The 15,403-nt window shown below is 63.7% G+C and carries 16 protein-coding genes and 1 tRNA gene; 9 read left to right on the forward strand and 8 right to left on the reverse strand.

The window, feature by feature from the left end; all coding sequences use genetic code 11:
• Window positions 1–171 precede the first annotated feature (171 nt).
• Window positions 172–1,215, forward strand: a complete 1,044-nt coding sequence (locus tag BTH42_RS26935) for a rod shape-determining protein (RefSeq protein WP_075304228.1) — start codon at window positions 172–174, stop codon at window positions 1,213–1,215.
• A 5-nt stretch (window positions 1,216–1,220) separates the two neighbouring features.
• Complete coding sequence (locus BTH42_RS26940; protein WP_075304358.1) at window positions 1,221–1,757, forward strand: SLATT domain-containing protein; 537 nt, start codon at window positions 1,221–1,223, stop codon at window positions 1,755–1,757.
• A gap of 153 nt (window positions 1,758–1,910) precedes the next feature.
• Here BTH42_RS26940 and BTH42_RS26945 read toward each other — a convergent pair whose 3' ends face one another.
• Together BTH42_RS26945 and BTH42_RS26950 are read right to left on the reverse strand one after the other, a co-directional pair.
• On the reverse strand, window positions 1,911–2,621 hold the full coding sequence (locus tag BTH42_RS26945) for a YceH family protein (RefSeq protein WP_075304229.1): 711 nt from the start codon (window positions 2,619–2,621) through the stop codon (window positions 1,911–1,913).
• 180 nt (window positions 2,622–2,801) lie between these two features.
• The gene (locus BTH42_RS26950; protein ID WP_075304230.1) at window positions 2,802–3,197 is read right to left on the reverse strand and encodes a PaaI family thioesterase; all 396 of its coding nucleotides are present in this window, start codon (window positions 3,195–3,197) and stop codon (window positions 2,802–2,804) included.
• A 153-nt stretch (window positions 3,198–3,350) separates the two neighbouring features.
• On the opposite strand from BTH42_RS26950, the gene BTH42_RS26955 reads away from it, so the two are divergent.
• Complete coding sequence (locus BTH42_RS26955) at window positions 3,351–3,581, forward strand: BON domain-containing protein (protein ID WP_075304231.1); 231 nt, start codon at window positions 3,351–3,353, stop codon at window positions 3,579–3,581.
• A gap of 76 nt (window positions 3,582–3,657) precedes the next feature.
• On the opposite strand, the gene BTH42_RS26960 is transcribed toward BTH42_RS26955, so the two are convergent.
• Complete coding sequence (locus tag BTH42_RS26960) at window positions 3,658–6,051, reverse strand: phosphoketolase (protein WP_075304232.1); 2,394 nt, start codon at window positions 6,049–6,051, stop codon at window positions 3,658–3,660.
• A 227-nt stretch (window positions 6,052–6,278) separates the two neighbouring features.
• On the opposite strand from BTH42_RS26960, the gene BTH42_RS36135 reads away from it, so the two are divergent.
• Window positions 6,279–6,407 carry a hypothetical protein gene (locus tag BTH42_RS36135; RefSeq protein WP_256702309.1) on the forward strand — a complete coding sequence of 43 codons (129 nt, stop codon included), beginning with the start codon at window positions 6,279–6,281 and terminating at the stop codon, window positions 6,405–6,407.
• A 198-nt stretch (window positions 6,408–6,605) separates the two neighbouring features.
• On the forward strand, window positions 6,606–7,136 hold the full coding sequence (locus BTH42_RS26965) for an ankyrin repeat domain-containing protein (protein ID WP_075304233.1): 531 nt from the start codon (window positions 6,606–6,608) through the stop codon (window positions 7,134–7,136).
• A 46-nt stretch (window positions 7,137–7,182) separates the two neighbouring features.
• On the opposite strand, the gene BTH42_RS26970 is transcribed toward BTH42_RS26965, so the two are convergent.
• Window positions 7,183–7,881: an HAD family hydrolase gene (locus BTH42_RS26970; protein WP_075304234.1), complete on the reverse strand. Its 699-nt coding sequence runs from the start codon at window positions 7,879–7,881 to the stop codon at window positions 7,183–7,185.
• A gap of 13 nt (window positions 7,882–7,894) precedes the next feature.
• A complete protein-coding gene (gnd, locus tag BTH42_RS26975) occupies window positions 7,895–8,941 on the reverse strand; it encodes a phosphogluconate dehydrogenase (NAD(+)-dependent, decarboxylating) (protein ID WP_075304235.1) in 1,047 nt (348 codons plus the stop codon).
• Between the two features lie 355 nt (window positions 8,942–9,296).
• Here gnd and BTH42_RS26980 point away from each other — a divergent pair, with 355 nt between their 5' ends.
• The 3 genes from BTH42_RS26980 (at window position 9,297) to BTH42_RS26990 (ending at window position 11,562) form a co-directional block, all read left to right on the forward strand.
• Entirely contained in the window at window positions 9,297–10,640 is a 1,344-nt protein-coding gene (locus tag BTH42_RS26980) for a sugar efflux transporter (RefSeq protein ID WP_075304236.1), read from the forward strand.
• 140 nt (window positions 10,641–10,780) lie between these two features.
• Complete coding sequence (locus BTH42_RS26985) at window positions 10,781–11,419, forward strand: alkyl hydroperoxide reductase (RefSeq protein ID WP_075304237.1); 639 nt, start codon at window positions 10,781–10,783, stop codon at window positions 11,417–11,419.
• Between the two features lie 66 nt (window positions 11,420–11,485).
• Window positions 11,486–11,562 (forward strand) — tRNA-Gln (locus BTH42_RS26990).
• A gap of 114 nt (window positions 11,563–11,676) precedes the next feature.
• Here BTH42_RS26990 and BTH42_RS26995 read toward each other — a convergent pair.
• The 3 genes from BTH42_RS26995 to BTH42_RS27005 all read right to left on the reverse strand — a co-directional run bounded on the left by BTH42_RS26995 (window position 11,677) and on the right by BTH42_RS27005 (window position 13,927).
• Window positions 11,677–12,129, reverse strand: coding sequence for a universal stress protein (locus BTH42_RS26995; protein ID WP_075304238.1), 453 nt, complete (start codon window positions 12,127–12,129; stop codon window positions 11,677–11,679).
• 54 nt (window positions 12,130–12,183) lie between these two features.
• On the reverse strand, window positions 12,184–12,369 hold the full coding sequence (locus BTH42_RS27000) for a hypothetical protein (RefSeq protein ID WP_075304239.1): 186 nt from the start codon (window positions 12,367–12,369) through the stop codon (window positions 12,184–12,186).
• 127 nt (window positions 12,370–12,496) lie between these two features.
• Complete coding sequence (locus tag BTH42_RS27005; protein ID WP_372237292.1) at window positions 12,497–13,927, reverse strand: transglycosylase SLT domain-containing protein; 1,431 nt, start codon at window positions 13,925–13,927, stop codon at window positions 12,497–12,499.
• Between the two features lie 507 nt (window positions 13,928–14,434).
• Between BTH42_RS27005 and BTH42_RS27010 the strand changes: the two genes are divergently transcribed.
• Window positions 14,435–15,391, forward strand: a complete 957-nt coding sequence (locus tag BTH42_RS27010) for a transporter (protein ID WP_256702313.1) — start codon at window positions 14,435–14,437, stop codon at window positions 15,389–15,391.
• Window positions 15,392–15,403 lie beyond the last annotated feature (12 nt).

The raw sequence follows: 15,403 nt of genomic DNA on the forward strand, positions 1-15,403 counted from the left end.
CCACCACTGCCCCCGCCCCGCGTTACGCCCCGCGCCGAAACTGCTATTCTTGCTGTCGCGCGGCCATCCAAGCCACCCCGACCGCCCAGGCCGCCCGCCACTAGCAGGCGGCTCATCCCGACAGCCATCCGGGCCGCCCCCGCGCCCGACTTCGCAAAGACAGGAATACGAATGTTCGGTTTTCTGCGCGGCTACTTCTCCAACGACCTCGCGATCGACCTCGGCACGTCGAACACGCTGATCTACATGCGCGGCAAGGGCATCGTGCTCGATGAGCCGTCGGTCGTGTCGATTCGCCAGGAAGGCGGGCCGAACGGCAAGAAGATCATTCTCGCCGTCGGTCGCGAGGCGAAGCAGATGCTCGGCAAGGTGCCGGGCAACATCGAGGCGATCCGCCCGATGAAAGACGGCGTGATCGCCGATTTCAACATCACCCAGCAGATGATCAAGCGCTTCATCCAGATGGCGCACGAGTCGCGGCTGTTCGCGCCGTCGCCGCGCATCATCATCTGCGTGCCGTGCGGTTCGACCCAGGTCGAGCGGCGCGCTATTAAAGAAGCCGCGCACAGCGCGGGTGCATCGCAGGTCTATCTGATCGAGGAACCGATGGCCGCCGCGACCGGCGCCGGGCTGCCCGTGTCGGATCCGACCGGCTCGATGGTGGTCGACATCGGCGGCGGCACCACCGAAGTCGGTGTGATCTCGCTCGGCGGCATCGTCTACAAGGGTTCGGTGCGCGTCGGCGGCGACAAGTTCGACGACGCGATCGTCAACTACATCCGCCGCAACTACGGGATGCTGATCGGCGAGCAGACCGCCGAGGCGATCAAGAAGGAAATCGGCTCCGCGTTTCCGGGCTCCGAAGTGATGGAGATGGAAGTAAAAGGCCGCAACATGTCGGAAGGGATTCCGCGCAGCTTCACGGTGTCGAGCAACGAGATTCTCGAAGCGCTGACCGATCCGCTGAATCAGATCGTGTCGGCGGTGAAGATCGCGCTCGAACAGACGCCGCCCGAACTCGGCGCGGACATCGCGGAGCGCGGCATCACGCTCGCCGGCGGCGGTGCGCTGCTGCGCGATCTGGACCGGCTGCTCGCGGAGGAAACCGGCCTGCCGGTGTTCGTCGCCGAGGCGCCGCTGACCTGCGTGGTGCGCGGCTCCGGCATCGCGCTCGAACGGATCGAGAAATTCGGCAGTTCGTTCTCCTACGATTGACGCGCATGCAGCCGACCAGCGAGACGACCGCCCTGCCCGCCTACACGCCGCCCGGCGACGAGACCGAACTGCTGCTGAAATGGATTCGTCGCGCGCGCGAATCGCAGATGAGCCATTACGACATGGCCGATCTGCTGTCGGCGCGCGCGCGCCGGCTCGGCTGGCTGGTGACGGTGCTGAGCGCGTTCGTCGGCACCGCGGTGTTCGTGTCGTTGAGCGCGCCGCCGATCTCGATCGAGATGCGGATTTTTGTGGGGCTCGTCAGCGTGGCCGCGGCGATCTCGGCCGCGTTGCAGACGTTTCTGCGCTACGCGGAGCGCGCCGAGAAGCATCGCGCGGCCGGCGCGCGTTATGGCGCGGTGCGGCGCCGGCTCGAAGCGGTGTTCGCCGGCGACCCCGACGCGCGCGACGGCCACTATCTGAGTTCGATCCGCATCGAACTGGACCGGCTCGCTGAAGATTCGCCGAACGTGCCGCCGTGGATTTTTTATCGGACGCAGCGCGCGTTGGCCGGAGGGCGGTCGCACAAGCGCGATGCGTGAAGCGTGAAGCGAAGCGATCGGGCGTGAGCGCGTCTTGGTCGGTAGTTGCGAGAGTTACTTGAGCGAGTGACACCGGTCACCCCAAGCACCCGGCCCGGAAGGCCCGGCACCGCCACGCCCTCCGCCTCGTCACCTCACGTCAGCGGCCGCCCTTCAGCTCGCCTCCCCGTCGTCCAGCGACATCCCCAGCTCGCTCGCCATCCGCCGCACCACCGCCTGCAAGCGGCTCACTTCATCGGCGAGACGCTTCTGCTCGGCCTTCAGCGCTTCGAACTCGGACAGCGGCACGCTGTCCGTATCGCCAGACGCGGCCGCGGACCCCGCGGCTTCGGCGACGCTCACCTCGCCGCACAGCAGATGCATCCAGCGATGCTCGCGCTCTCCCGCCATCCGCCCCAGCCGCACGACACGCGGCGGCTCGCTTTCGGCGAGTTCATCGAGAAACGCCTCGACCGACGAGATGTCGGCGAATCCATGCAGCCGCGCGCTGTTCAGGCGCAACTCGGCGGCGGTCTGCGGGCCGCGCAGCAGCAGCGTGGTCAGCAGCGCGATCGACTGCCCCGGCAGCCCCAGCACGCGGTTCATGTTGTGCTCGAAGCGCGGCACGCGGCTGCTGCTGCCTTCGTTGACGAGGCTCAGGCGCTTCAAGCCGTCGATCGCGGTCAGCACTTCGGCTTCGGTCGCGTTCATCACCGGCGCGCGGCCGGTTTTCTGGTTGCAGCCGAGCGTCAGCGCGTTCAGCGACAGCGGATAACTGTCGGGCACCGTGTGCTGTTTTTCGACGAGCACACCGAGCACGCGTCCTTCGAGCGCGGTCAGTTCGCGCAGCGGCGGGCGGGAGGAAGCGTCGGGAGTGGAGTTCATGGCGATGCGAGGTCTCGTTGAAGATGCGCGCGCCGTTCGCGGTCGGACGGCGCGTTCTGTTGGATCGGCACTATGATAAACGGCGCGGCGGCCACGGCGTGCTGGATGCGTCGCCCGGACGGGTTGCCGCGCTCGCCGGGCGGTAGCGCCCTTGCGCGGCGGACCCACGCTGCCCGCGCGTCACGCAGCCTTTACATACTTGAAGGTCCCCTGCGCGCTCGCGATCAACAGCTTGCCATCGACCCACGCCTCGGCGCGCGAAAAGAAAATCGAGCGGCCCGAGCGTTCGAGAAAGCCCTTCGCGGTCACCGACTGGCCGAGCCCCTTGTCGAGATAGTTGGTGGTCAGCGACAACGTGAAGCCGTGCCGCTCCGGCTGTCCGGCCGGCGCGAACAGGCCAGCGTAACCGGCGGCCGCGTCGAGCAGCGTCGCGATCGCGCCGCCTTGCAGCACGCCCTGGCGATTCAGCTTGCTCGCGTCGATGGCCATCAGCAGCTCCGCATAGCCGTCGCGCCATTGCGTCAGGCGCACGCCGAGCGATTCGAGAAACGGGTTGTCGATGGGGAAGTCGGACATGGTTCGGTTCTGGTTGCGAAAGGAACCGTGAGCATACCCGCGATCCCGTCGCGGCAGCGCAGAAGCTGGCACGCAAGGCGATGCCTGATGCGCCGGCAAAATCCGCCGCATCTGCTAGTGTTGGTGAATCACTGTCCGTTTTATGGAGCAGCCATGTCGTCCGCACGCTTTCCCGACGCGCAGATCGCCGCCGAGGCTTCGCGCCGCCTCGACTGGGACACCGCGGTGCCGGCGCACGCGGTACGCGTGAGCGTCGCGCAAGGCCGGCTCACGCTATCGGGCGAATTACAACGCGAGCAGCAGCGCGCCGCGATGCTCGAAGACGTGACGAGGCTATTCGGCGTCAGCGGCGTCACCGACCGCACGGTGATCAAAACCGGCTGACGCCCGCCCCGCACACGGCCGGTGATCCATCCGCCCGTGTGCGAAGCCCATGCACAGCACAGCTCAGCGCAGCCGCTCAGCCCTGCCACGTCCAGTTGCGAATCTCCTCCTTATCGATCCCCTCCGCGTGCGCATACGCGAGATGCTCGATCAGCTGACCGCGCAGCCATTCCTTCGTATGGTCGCCGACGCCGCGCAGCGACGCGACCCGGTCGATCACATCGATCGCGAGCGTAAACCGGTCGACTCCATTGACGATCGCCAGTTCGAGCGGCGTATTGATGTTGCCCTGCTCGCGATAGCCGTGCACGTGCATATTGCCGTGGTTGTGGCGGTTATACGTGAGCTTGTGCACCAGCGCCGAATAGGAATGGAAGTTGAAAATCACCGGTTTATCGGTCGTAAACAGCGAATCGAAATCGCGGTCCGACAGCCCGTGCGGATGCGCGCGCTCCGGCATCAGCCTGAACAGATCGACCACGTTGACGAAGCGGATCTTCAGCGTCGGGAAGCGCTCCTTCAGGATCTGCACCGACGCGAGCGCCTCCATTGTCGCGATATCGCCCGCGCAGGCCATCACCACGTCCGGCTCGACGCCCTGATCGGTCGATGCCCAGTCCCAGATGCCGATCCCCTTCGTGCAATGGATCACCGCCGCATCCATGTCCAGATACTGCAGATGCGGCTGCTTGTCCGACACGATCACGTTCACGTAGTCGCGCGAGCGCAGGCAGTGATCGGCGACGCTGAGCAGGCAGTTGCCGTCCGGCGGCAGATAGATGCGCACGACGTCCGGGCTCTTGTTGGTCACCACGTCGAGAAAACCCGGGTCCTGGTGCGTGAAGCCGTTGTGATCCTGGCGCCACACCAGCGACGTAATCAGCAGATTCAGCGACGGCACCGGTTGCCGCCAGTCGAGTTCGCGCTTGGCTTTTTCGAGCCATTTCGCGTGCTGGTTGAACATCGAGTCGATCACGTGGACGAACGCCTCGTAGGTTGCGAACAGCCCGTGCCGGCCGGTCAGCACATAGCCCTCGAACCAGCCTTCGAGCGTGTGTTCGCTGAGCATTTCCATCACGCGGCCATCGGGCGCGAGGTGGCCGCCGTCGGCGTCGCTTGCTTCGAGTTCGGCGAGCCAGGTTTTCGGCGACGCTTCATAGACCGCGTGCAGCTTGTTGCTCGCGGTTTCGTCGGGACCGAACAGCCGGAACGTCGACATGTTGTTGCGCATCACGTCGCGCAGAAACGTGCCGAGCACGCCGGTCGGCGACGTGTACGACGCCGCGGGCTTTTTCACCGCGACCGCGTAATCGCGAAACGGCGGCAGATCGAGCGCCTTGCACAGCAGCCCGCCGTTCGCGTGCGGATTCGCACTGATGCGCCGCGCGCCTTCGGGCGCGAGCGCGCGCAGTTCTTCGAGCAGCCGGCCTTTATCGTCGAATAGCGTGTCGGGGCCGTAACTGCGCAGCCACTCCTCGACCAGCTTCAAACTCTTGCGATTGGTGACCGGATCGAGCACCGGCACCTGGTGCGCGCGCCACGAGCCCTCCACCTTGTGACCGTCGACCTCCTTCGGCCCGGTCCAGCCCTTCGGCGAGCGCAGCACGATCATCGGCCAGCGCGGCCGGGTGGTGTCGTTGTTCTGGCGCGCGTGCTGCTGGATCGCGCGGATTTCGCCCAGGCACTGCTCGAGCGTCGCGGCCATCTGCTGATGCATCGTCGCCGGATCGTCGCCCTCGACGAAATACGGCTTGTGCCCGTAGCCGACCATCAGCGCTTCCAGTTCTTCACGCGCAATCCGCGCGAGCAGCGTCGGATTGGCGATCTTGTAGCCGTTCAGATGCAGCACCGGCAGCACCGCGCCGTCGCGGATCGGATTGAGGAACTTGTTCGAGTGCCATGAGGTGGCGAGCGGACCGGTCTCCGCTTCGCCGTCGCCGATCATCACGGTGACGATCAGGTCCGGGTTATCGAACGCGGCGCCGTAGCCGTGCGACAGGCAGTAACCGAGCTCGCCGCCTTCGTGAATCGAGCCCGGCGTTTCCGGCGTGCAATGCGAGCCGATGCCGCCCGGGAACGAGAATTGCCGGAAAAAGCGCCGCATGCCGGCTTCGTCTTCGCTGCGATCCGGATAGACCTCGGAGTAATGGCCTTCGAGGTAGCAATGCGCGAGGCTCGCGGGCGCGCCGTGGCCGGGCCCGGACAGGAAGATCATGTCGAGATCGAGCTTGCGGATCAGCCGGTTCAGATGCACGAGCACGAAGCTCTGCCCGGCGTCCGAGCCCCAGTGGCCGAGCAGCCGGTTCTTGATGTGCTCCGGTTGCAGCGGTTCGCGCAGCAGCGGGTTGTCGCGCAGATAGATCATGCCGACCGATAGATAGTTGCACGCGCGCCAGTAGCGATCCATGTTGCGCAGCGTGTCGGGGTCCAGGACTTGCGGCGGATTGGCTTGGGAACTTGCTTCGGCCATGGCGTCACTCCTCGTAAAGGACTGTCAGGCAGTTGGCGGAGATTGCGGCGCAAAAGACGGCCGCGCGGTGATCGATGGATGTCGATGGATGTATTAAGCTGTTTAAACCGGGTACGGCGGGCGATGCGGGCAGCGGCGGGAGCGCCGGCCTCGCGGCCTTCGACCCGCGCTGCCGCCGCGCTCCGTGCGCGTTCGTGTGAGTTCCTTGTATGGGGTCAATGGCCGCCATGTCGACATCTTCCAGTCCGCTCAAACAGTTCGTGACCGTGATCGTTGCTGCGCTGGTGCCATGCGTGGCGATCGCCGTGCTGATCGGCATCTTCGGGCTGCTGGCCAAGCTGTTCGGTCACGGCTGAAGCAGCATCGCGCCGCGCGGCTTGCGCGCGGGCACGGGGCAAACTGTGTATGCTCGCCGCGAGGTCCGCCGGCGCCCCTGGTTGTGCGCCTGGCCGCGCCGCCTCGGCGCGCGCCGCGCGCGATCGCGGGCGGTGGCCGTTTCGCGCTGTGGCGTCCATCGATGCCGTGGCTTTCGCATTCATCGCAAGGAGATTCCATTGACCGATCAAGCCGATAACCCGTCTTCTTCGCAGCCTGCCGTCGATTTGCAGGCGCTCGCGCAGGAAGTCTTCGATCTCGCGCGACGCGGCGACGCGACGATGCTCGCCGCCGTGATCGAAAAAGGCGTGCCGCCGAATCTGCGCAACGAGCGCGGCGACAGCCTGCTGATGCTCGCGAGCTACCACGGTCACGCGGACGCGGTGCGGACGCTGGTCGACCTCGGCGCCGATCCGAATCTGCGCAACGACGCCGGTCAGACGCCGCTCGCGGGCGCCGCGTTCAAGGGCTTCGACAAGGTGATCGAAACCCTGCTCGCGCGCGGCGCGGATGTCGAAGGCGCATCGCCCGACGGCCGCACCGCGTTGATGATCGCGGCGATGTTCAACCGCACCGCGATCGTCGATCTGCTGCTCGCGCATGGCGCCGATCCGCATGCGCGCGATGCGAACGGCGTCAGCGCCGCCGATGCCGCCGCGCGGATGGGCGCCGGCGATACCCAGGCGCGCCTGAAGGCGCTCGGCGCGTGATGCCGCGCGGTTGACCGAAGCCGCGCGCCCGACGCGCCGGTCGCCGCTACTTCTGCTGCGCGCCGCCCAGCAACCTGCTTACATCGATATCCGCCAGTTCGCCGATCCGCTCGACCGTCACATCGGCGGGCGGATTGCTGGCGATCTCTTTCGGATCGAACGCATAGTGTCCCTGGCGCGGAAACACGGTCGTCAGGCCGCCGCCCCACGCCTGCTTCATCGCGCTGAGAATGCGCAGCTTGTCGTCGACCATCACGTAGTGGCGCGCCGGATAGCACTCCATCACCTGATCGAGCATCAGTTCCTTGTGGATGTAGATCAGCACCCGTCCGTCGACCTCGTCCCATAAGCCCGAGCGCGATACCTTGCGCGGCTGGAACACCACGTCGCCATCGGACAGGATCACGGTCGGCCCGTACTGGCCGAGATGGCGCAGCGCATCGAGCGCACCGGGATACAGCCGGTTCGCGAACGGATATTCGATCAGGAACGACGACATCAGCAAGAGACGCGTATCGCGCGGATGCTCGGTCCGGTAGCGCTGCAACGCGCCGAGGTAGTCCGCGTAGCCGAGTTCGGTGCGCAGGTTCTCGAAGATCTGCCAGTAGCGCGCGCTGTTCTCTTCGCCGAACTCGCGCATCATGTGCGCGCGCAGATCCTGCAGCACGTGGTCGTTATCGAGCAGCGTGTTGTCGCAGTCGAACAGAAACACGACATCGTGCGGCGTGGCGGGGGTAGCGGGCATCGTGCCTCCTGATTTATGTCGGGTTCGTGGGACCTGGCGGCGGCGACGCCGGCTTTTCCGCGTGGCCGCCGAAATCGTGGCGCATCGCCGACAGCACACGATTGGCGAAGTCCGCATCCCCGCGCGAGCTGAAGCGCGCGAACAGCGCGGCGCTGAGGACCGGCGTCGGCACTCCTTCGTCGATCGCCGCGGCGACGGTCCAGCGCCCCTCGCCCGAGTCGGATACGCGGCCGGTGTAGTTCTTCAGCTCGGCATCGCTCGCCAGCGAACCGGCGATCAGGTCGAGCAGCCACGAGCCGATCACGCTGCCGCGCCGCCACACTTCGGCGATCTCGCCGAGATTCAGATCGTACTGATACAACTCCGGCCGGCGCAGCGGCGAGGTCTCCGCATCCGCTTCGCGCGCGTGGCGTCCGGCGTCCGCGTGGCGCAGCACGTTCAGGCCCTCGGCATAGGCGGCCATCAGTCCGTACTCGATGCCGTTATGCACCATCTTCACGAAGTGCCCCGCGCCTTGCGGGCCGCAATGCAGGAAGCCCTGCTCGGCGGTGCTGCCGGTGTTCGCCGTGCGGCCTGGTGTGGGCGCCGCCGAGCCGACGCCCGGCGCGAGCGTCGCGAAGACCGGTTCGAGCCGCTTCACGACTTCCGGCTCGCCGCCGATCATCAGGCAGTAACCGCGCTCGCGTCCGGCGACGCCGCCGCTCGTGCCGACGTCGACATAGTGAAGCTCGCGCGCGCCCAGTTGCTGGCCGCGGCGGATGTCGTCGTGATAGTAGGAGTTGCCGCCGTCGATCACGATGTCGCCCGGCTCGAGCAGCGGCACGAGTTGATCTAGCGTCGCGTCGACGACCGCGGCCGGCACCATCAGCCAGATCGCGCGCGGTTTGTCGAGTTGCGCGACGAGGTCGTCGAGCGATGCCGCGCCGGCCACGCCCTCCTGTTTGAGCCGCTCGACCGCGGCCGGCTGCACGTCGTAGGCGATGCACTGCTGACCGCCCTTCGTGAGGCGCCGCACCATGTCGGCGCCCATCCGTCCCAATCCGATCATGCCTAGCTGCATAGCTCGCTCCGGAAAATTGCGTGTCGCTGATGGATTCTGTGGTCGTTATGTTGCGGCGCTGTGGCCGCTCGATACGCGTTTGCTGCTCCTAAGCATAGGCGCTGCCGCGCGCGATTCGCCCGATGTGTCCGAAGCCGCCGCACTTTTTGCAGAGGCGTGGTGCGGCGTAAAGTTCCGCGCGACGAGACAGCGGCTCGCAAACAGATTTCAAACGTTGGCGGATTTGGGACGCCCCGTTGCGCCTTTACGCGCCCTTACTTCAGGTCGATAATGCCCCGGTCGTTCCGTCCCCGAACCACCGAGCCCCAAGCGTCCGCAGCGGCGCGCAGGCTGACCCCGACCCGACCACCGCCCCGTGTTGAAAACCGCGCGCTTTTTCGACCTGCTCAAAATCCCTGGCTTCAAGCCGCTGGCCGCCGCCACTCTGATGCTCGGAGTGGCGATGTCGTTTACCGCTCCGTATCTGTCGCTATTCGGCGTCGAACGCGCCGGCATGACGCCATTCCGGCTCGGCGTATTCATGACGCTGATCGCCGCGAGCGGGGTGCTCGCCAGTACGATCGCGGGCCGCTGGAGCGACCGCAGCGGTCAGCATCGACCGCTTCTGCTGGCCGCGCTGATCGCCGCCGCGCTCGGCTATATCTCTCTGTGCGTGGTGCGCGACTACCGGTTGTTGCTGGTGGTCGGCATCGTCTTTATCGGCGCCGGCGGCTCGGCGATCTCGATGGTGTTCTCGTTCAGCCGCGCCGCACTGCCCGCGCCGAACCCCGAGGAGCGCGTGTTCGCGAGCGCGACGCTGCGCACGATTCTGTCGGCCGCGTGGGTGTTCGGGCCATCGGTCGGCGCGCTGGTGCTCGCGGCGACCAGTTTCTACGGCCTCTTCCTGTTCGCGGCCGGGAGCTTCGCGGTCTGCGGGTTCATCGTCTGGCGCATGCGCGAGCCGCAAGGCCATCTCGGCGATCACACGGTCGAGGACACCGCGGCCGAGCCGTCCGCGTCGATCACCGTGCCGCCGTTGACCCAGCCCGGCGAGGACGCGCACGAGACCCTGCCGGTCGCGTCGGCCAACGACATCATGCGCGCGGTCGCCGCGCTGACGCTGCTCGGCCTCGCCGCGAACGCGACGATGATCGTGCTGCCGCTCTATATCGTGCACGGGCTGAACGGCACGCATCTGGATGTGTCCGTGATGCTCGGCCTGGGCGCGCTGACCGAAATCCCGATGATGCTCGCGCTCGGCGCGAAGTCGTCGTCGCTGCACAAGCCGAACTGGCTTGCCGCGTGCGCGGCCGTGCATGCGGTGTATTTCGTCGCGATGTCGCTGGCCGGCAACGTCGGGATGCTGATCCCGATGCAGATGCTCAATGCATTCGTGGTCGCCGTCACGTCGTGCCTCGGTATGACCTATGTGCAGGATCTGATGCCGCATTCGCCGGGTCGCGCGACCGCGCTGTTCTTCAACGCGGCGCGGGTCGGCTCGATTCTGTCGGGGGTGTTGTCGGGATTGCTGGTGCAGGCATTCAGCTATCGCGGCACGTTCCTGATCTGCGGCTTTCTCGCGCTGTGCGCGCTGGTGCTGTTCGCGGTTCCGGGTTATCGCTATCCGTTGATGTGGCGCGCAGTGAAGCGTTTTGCGGCGGCGCAATACGGCAAGCTGCGAGCGCGCAGCGGTGCACGGGTGACCGAGCGCAGCGAGTAACGGCACCGCTGCTGCGGTGCAGTGCGGTGTAATGATGCTCGCGCCGATGCGAGCGCCAGCGCGCCCTTTTTTGTTCGGACTTCTTTCAGTTCCTCGCACTTCGACATATAACCTTGTGCAGGGCCTTTGGGGGATCGACCATGCTAAGCATCAGTGTCCGGTCACAACTGCAGACGTACCTGCAAAACATCCGCAGACCTGTCGAATTGATCGTGTCCCCAGGCGACAGTCCGGCATCGGACGAGATGCGGATGATGCTCAACGAAATCGCGTCGTTGACGGACCGGGTGACGGTCGTCGAGGAGCCGCAGGACGACGACCGCAGGCCGTCATTCTCGATCAGGCAGGCGGGCGCAAAGCCCTGCATTCAGTTTGCCGCCACGCCGACCGGGCCGGAGTTTTCGTCGCTGGTTCTCGCGATCCTTCAGGTCGGCGGGCATCCGGTCATCGCCGACCGGACCACCATCGAACAGATTCGAACGCTGGAACGTGACTACCATTTCGAAACCTATATTTCGCTGTCGTGCGCAAACTGTGTGGACGTCGTGCAGGCGCTGAACATGATGGCGGTGATCAATCCGCGGATTCACACCACCACGATCGACGGCGGAATTTTTCGCAGCGAGGTATTGGCGCGCGATATCAGCGTCGTGCCGACGATCTATATGAACGGCGAAATGTTCGGCGAGGGGCGCAGCAGCTTTCAGGAGCTCGGCGCGAGACTTCAGGACATAGAAATGAGCATGAAGGCGGCGATGCATGCGGTGGGAAGACCGTAGCCGTTAAATTTTTTCGTGCGACCCTTTGCACTTTTTCAATCCTCTGGTAGGATCTCGCCCCTACGTAGGGGAGTCGCCAAGTTGGTTAAGGCACCGGATTTTGATTCCGGCATTCGAAGGTTCGAGTCCTTCTTCCCCTGCCACCCTCTTTCGCATGCGCTGAATTGATCTGGTTTAATTCAGCGCGTCAGTTGTTCCAGTCAGTTTTTCCAGCTGGGAACTCATTCGCTTGAGCGCTCCCGGTTCAGTTCTCCAACTCAGTTCTCATGCCGTGCTTTTTTCATCGTCGCCGGATCGCGCACGATGGTGACCGCGCACGGCGCGTAAGCGAGCACCTGGCGCGCGACCGAACCGATCAGCCAGCGATCGAACGGCGTATGTCCACGATGCCCCACCACGAGATGATCGATAGCATGGCGCTCCGCGTACAGCACGATCTCCTTCGCCGGCGGGCCGACCACTAGTTCGAACTCCACGGCGCTCGTCGAAGCGGCGAGCTTCGACTTGATGTCGTCGAGAATCGCGGTGGAGTGGCGCACCTCCAGATCGATCAGATCTTTTCGCTCGAGTTCTATCGCACCCCAGTCCGGCGTACGCGCGACGACGAGGACATGCAAGCGCGCGTCGAAACGCTTCGCGAGATCGACCGCGAAAGTGACCGCGTATTGCGCGGACGCCGAGCCGTCATAACCTACCAGCACGTTTTGCATGATCTGCTCCTGTGCGGTTCGAACCGGGCTGTGGCTTTGTCTGATGAATTGCGATCAGTTGTCGTCGCTTCTCGGCGGCAGATGCTCGTGAGGCACGGGCTCGGCCGCGTCGGCGTCAGGGAGGTCGTCCGGCGCGGGATTTTGCCGGCCTTTCGGATCGGGCTGGCGCGTGGTGCCGCCGGGATTTTGCGCGTGGTCGGCAGAGGTGCCGGTCGACTCAGCGGATGGTTTGGAAGGCATGATGGGCTCCTGCGCTGGTGAGTGCAGTTTCTATCATGATAGGTCGGGTGGTGGGTTTGGGTGGTGGGCGGTGTTGCGCAGCATATCGCTCGCTCCCGTCGGCGAAACGCCTTCGCGGCTATCCGCGTCACTGCACTTCTTTAATAGCCCGCTCCCTGATTGAGCGCGCCTCGGTTGCCAGACGATAGGCCGCATAGTACTTATAAATGTTGCGCACGTAGGTCGTCGTCTCAATGCCGATCCGCTCGGAGACTACCACCTCGACATTGTTGAACCATTTATCCGGATCAAGTCCGCGCATCTTTGCTTCGGTGCGCATTTTGGAAATGTTTCCCGGCCCTGCGTTGTAGCTTGCGAACGCGAACAGGGCACGATCGGTATCCGAGAAGTGTGCGTCCGGGAAGTACCTGGACATGAGTTGATCCATGTACTTGGCTCCGGCGTGGATATTGGCCTCCGTAATCGTGATGCTTCCCACATTGAGTTGCTTGCCTGTGGCGGGCATGATCTGCATGACTCCAATCGCACCAACCTGACTGCGCGCGTTCTGGTTGAGTTGTGATTCCTGGAAGCCCTGCGCTGCGAGCATTAGCGGATCAAAGTGGTATTGCGTGCCGTATTTCTCGAACAACGAGACGGTGTCGTGAAAACGCTTGATCTCGGCGGAATTCGTGTTGTCCGATACCTGCTTGATGAGCTTCATGTACTGCTTCAATCTGTATTCTGAAATGCCTTGCTTGTTGATAAAGTTCACGTAGAAATCCGCAATCGCTGCCTTCAGTTCCGGATTTTCCTTGCGGATCGCCCATCCGATATGTCCACCTTCCCGCACCGCAAGATTTTCATGGACCTTAACCTTCGGCAGGATCTGGGCCCATGTTCTGGCCTTCCAGTCGTCCACCACAAGAATCTGCAAGGTTCCTGCATTCAGCATCTCCATGGCGTCTTCGTCTTCAAGCGCGTCTGGCAGCATTACCAGACTCATCTGAGCCTTGCCGGCCTGGCGAAAACGCTCGTTTAGCGCCATCAGGCTTTCGTAGTAACTGCTACTACGACGGACATGCACGCTCTTCCCGGCAAGGTCGTCAACGGTGGCAAGCGCGGGTGATTTCGGGCCGGTAACCACGAGTTCGTTGACAGGCTTGGCGCTTTGCGCGACGACGAAATCCGCCTGTTTCATTCTCTCATCGGTCACGGTGAGGTTGCCTGCGGCGATGTCGCCCAAGCCCGCGGCCAAGTCCGGCAGCAAGCGGTCCCGCGTTACAGGAATGATCATGACCGTGATCGGGCGTTTGCCGAGTCGGTCTGAGTACTTCTTGTTGATATAGCGCTCGAAGTCACGCACCGTATCGGCAGTGACACCCCGCTCGCGGCCCCTGTCGCTGAAATAGAGGGTGCGGCTGAATGGTACCAGGACCCGAATTATCCGGCGCTTGACCATTGCATCAAAGTCGCCGGTCCAAGGTTTGTTCGTTAGGCTGAGTTGCCGGCCGGGAGCAAGCGGTTTTTCCGCGGGCGGCGTAACTGTTTGCGCGGTGGCAGCAAGGGCCGCCGTCATACCACTGCAGGGGATTCCCGCAAAAACGGCAATAAAAAGAATCAGGCGAATAATGAACATGACAAACCTCGCGCCATGGAGGTCGCTACAAGAATCGGCAAAGGCCGTATGACACGATTCGAGCCGCTTCTGTACAGGAGTTTGTCGAGTGTCGGTTCAGATCACTGTCCTTGTTATTTTCGGCGATGCTTACGCTGGCGCCGCCGCCGGCCAGAGCGGCCTTCACCCCGAATTGTTGAACGCAGCGTAGCCCGCGGAAGATTAGACAGCCTTGCACGTCGGTGGTTAAATTTTATATAGCTTGTCGAGGGCGCTTTGTCCAGCCTCACCTGTCTGCGCCTGCTTTTCGTCCTTGCTTGCGGCCATTGAGTCGGGGGTAAGCGAGCAACCGGATCTTCGGCTCAGGGGCGGCGACGGCTGGCCGGATCCCCCGGAGAATCAAGTGCAACCCGGGGGGCTGCCATAGGATTACGATTGCCATCAGCTGCACAGCCAAGGAGCGGCCCGATGATAATCGCTGCACGCTCGCAGCATCTTCTGATGAGCCGGCGTACGTCCCGTCGCTCGCTTTATCGAGCGAGTACGATCATCCTTCTGCTTTCGCCAGCATCCGTATCCGCACAAGAGCTGGAACCGCGCACCTACTCTGCGTCGCCTGTAGGAACAAATTTTCTTGTTCTTGGCTATACCTATCTGACGGGAAATGTCCTGACCGATCCGTCTCTCCCCATCACCAACGTTCAAGCCCGCTTTAACACCATGTCGATTAGTCATGTGCGCACATTCGGGCTTTTCGGCCACACGGCTTCGATGGCGTTCGCGCTTCCTTTTGCCCGCGGAAATCTCAGTGGCAACGTGATAGATGCCGCCACCGAAATTCACCGGGCCGGCGTGGGTGATCTGCGCACGCGCTTCGCATTCAACCTGATCGGCAGCCCGGCACTTTCCCCGGAAGAATTCACACATCGTGCTGCCACCGGTTCGCTAGGCGTCAGCCTGACTATGTCCGCGCCAACCGGCCAATACGTTCCCACTCGACTCGTGAACGTAGGTACAAACCGGTGGGCGTTCAAACCGGAAATCGGTATCTCGCAACCGGTGGGAAACTGGTTCTTTGAGGCTACCGCAGGCGCATGGTTTTTCACCCCTAACAACAATTTCTTTCGGGGAAACAGGCGTAGCCAGAATCCTCTTCTAACGTTTCAGTTGCATGGTGGATACGGATGGGGTCCGGGGTTTTGGGTGGCCGCTGACATAGGCTATGCAAACGGCGGTCGCACGAGTCTGAACGGCGTTTCCGATCAGGACCGACAGTCCAACTTGCGCTATGGATTGACGTTGTCTGCACCGCTTGATCGTCACTGGTCCGTTAAGTTTTCCCTGTCGAACGGGTTTGTCACGCGCGCGGGCGGAGACTACAAGCAAATCTCCTTCGCACTGCAGTACCGCTGGTTCACCCAATGACTTCCACGACAT

The organism is Burkholderia sp. SRS-W-2-2016, assembly GCF_001931485.1.
Taxonomy (GTDB): Bacteria; Pseudomonadota; Gammaproteobacteria; order Burkholderiales; family Burkholderiaceae; genus Paraburkholderia.